Annotated in this window: 3 protein-coding genes; 2 read left to right on the forward strand and 1 reads right to left on the reverse strand. The window is 45.0% G+C overall.

Features of this window, described 5'->3' with window-relative positions; all coding sequences use genetic code 11:
* Positions 1 to 73: 73 nt before the first annotated feature.
* Both BP896_RS02590 and BP896_RS02595 read left to right on the forward strand, forming a co-directional pair.
* Complete coding sequence (locus BP896_RS02590) at positions 74 to 970, forward strand: DUF1616 domain-containing protein (RefSeq protein WP_291765340.1); 897 nt, start codon at positions 74 to 76, stop codon at positions 968 to 970.
* Complete coding sequence (locus tag BP896_RS02595) at positions 970 to 1548, forward strand: DUF1616 domain-containing protein (protein WP_291765342.1); 579 nt, start codon at positions 970 to 972, stop codon at positions 1546 to 1548. Before BP896_RS02590 ends, BP896_RS02595 begins: the two co-directional genes overlap by 1 nt.
* On the opposite strand, the gene BP896_RS02600 is transcribed toward BP896_RS02595, so the two are convergent.
* Positions 1545 to 1961 (reverse strand): hypothetical protein (locus BP896_RS02600; protein WP_291765344.1); only part of this gene is annotated, 417 nt, incomplete at its 5' end. The two genes, BP896_RS02595 and BP896_RS02600, sit on opposite strands and share 4 nt — an antisense overlap.

Below are 1961 nucleotides of genomic sequence, written 5' to 3' on the forward strand. Positions count from 1 at the left end.
ATTCACAAGAAGCTAAGAAAGAATTGAAGGTATTGTGTGAAGGTATAAATACTGGCCTTATGGGGTGGGTTTGATGAGGATTAGGGCCTTAATGGTGTTAATGCTGCTTACTGTAGTGGCCTTTATGCCCCTTGTGGGGGCTCAGGTTGAGGAGCTGCTTTATGCTTACGGTAATGTAACTAGGTTGAGTGTTGAGGGTGCTAATGTTACTGTGCTGGTTAATGAGCTTAATAATGCAATTAACCTAACCCAGAGGGGTGAGGTTAAGGGTGCGGTGGCTATTGTTAATTCAATTATGAGTCAAGTACCCTCACTGGAGGCTAATGCTAGGCTTCATACCCTGGTGGTGAGTGTTGAGTATGGTTCATTAGTAATCGCCTTAATCGCCATTATAGCCTTAATCTACGTTAAGCGCCGTGAATTAATTGGTAGTATTTGGCTTAGGTTTAGGGGGAGTAGTGTGGTTAAGGTTGGTTCAGGTAGGGCTAGGACGCTAATCTATAATGAGGAGGCTGCTGCAATAGTGCTTGCCTTAATCATAATCCTCGCAGTATTCATTACAGCGCAGTCTGTGGTTAGTAGGGAGGCTGAGGCTTTCTCGGCAATAGGCCTACTTGGGCCTGGTGGTAGGATTGGTGGTTACCCATCAGTAGTCTACGTTAATACTTCATTAAGCCTATACGTATTTGTGTATAATCACATGAATAAGCCCATTTGGTATGTAGTTAAGGTTTACCTACTTAATGCAAGTAATACCGCCCAACCACCGTTAAACGCTACACCACTCTTAACCTATGAGAGGATTCTCCTGAATAATCAGTCGTGGGTGGCGCCGCTTAACTTAACTATTAATAACACTGGGTCCTATAGGTTGCTGGCTGAACTCTGGCTGTATAATCCAGTTAACTTAACGTTAACGTACACTGGGGAGTATGTGCAATTATGGTTCAACGCCACTGGGGTGGGTTAATGAGCATTGATGATTACATTACCGAGAGGGTTAAGGGGGGTGAGTGCATGAGCGTTAATGAGCTTGTTAATGATGTTGCAGCGCGTTTTAATATTTCAAGGGGTCAGGCAGCCTATGAGGTTTTAAGGCTCTGGAAGAGTGGTGTTATTGATATTGAGGATTACCCCTACGATAACCTGCTACCATACTTCTTCACAGTGAGTGGATTATGGTACTGGGTGATAGTGGCCTTAACAGCCACTTCACTGGCCTCAGTCATATTAATTCATAACCCACCATTAATCTACCTTAGGTACGCCCTAGGTGCATTAATAGTACTCTTCCTACCAGGCTACACCCTCGTTGAGGCACTTTACCCAAGGGGTGATGAGTTAACGCCATTGGAGAGGCTTGCCTTATCCATAGGCCTAAGCCTAGCAGTGGAGCCTCTTATTGGCCTAATACTTAATTACACGCCGTGGGGTATTAGGCTAACCCCAATATTAACCTCAACAGTAATCCTAATACTAGCCTTAGCCACAGTGGCTGCTGTTAGGAAGGCTAGGCTACTGGTAATAGGCCGTAGGTGCTTAAGTTAAGCAAAGGCCTTGAGTATAAGCTTGAGGAAGCGCGGCGCATCCTCAAGTACCTCCCTCTCCACGGGCTTAATAATAATCATGATTAGGGTGAAGGCAATCATTAGGGTTAACTGGGGTATAGGCCACTTAAGCACAGGATCATAGACTACGAATAATGATGCTGATAATGCTGGGAACAATACTGATAATGCACCAGTGGCCCCCATTTTAAACCCCCACGGCCTATTATTAACCCAGTAAAGAATCATAGTCACAGCAGCACCAGCATATGCACCCACCACGGCAGCGTATAAGCCAAGCCTACCAGCCAACAGTATGAATAATGCAACATTAGCCACCGAACCGGCTAGAGTCCTCTCAATAGCTAACCAACCCTTCCCACTAACCCAATAATACATCATGTATACGCCATC

The organism is Caldivirga sp. UBA161 (assembly GCF_002506515.1).
Lineage (GTDB): Archaea > Thermoproteota > Thermoprotei > Thermoproteales > Thermocladiaceae > Caldivirga.

Coding starts and splice junctions, on each gene's coding strand:
- BP896_RS02590 (WP_291765340.1), top strand. CDS start 74: ATGAGGATTAGGGCCTTAATGGTGTTAATGCTGCTTACTGTAGTGGCC.
- BP896_RS02595 (WP_291765342.1), top strand. CDS start 970: ATGAGCATTGATGATTACATTACCGAGAGGGTTAAGGGGGGTGAGTGC.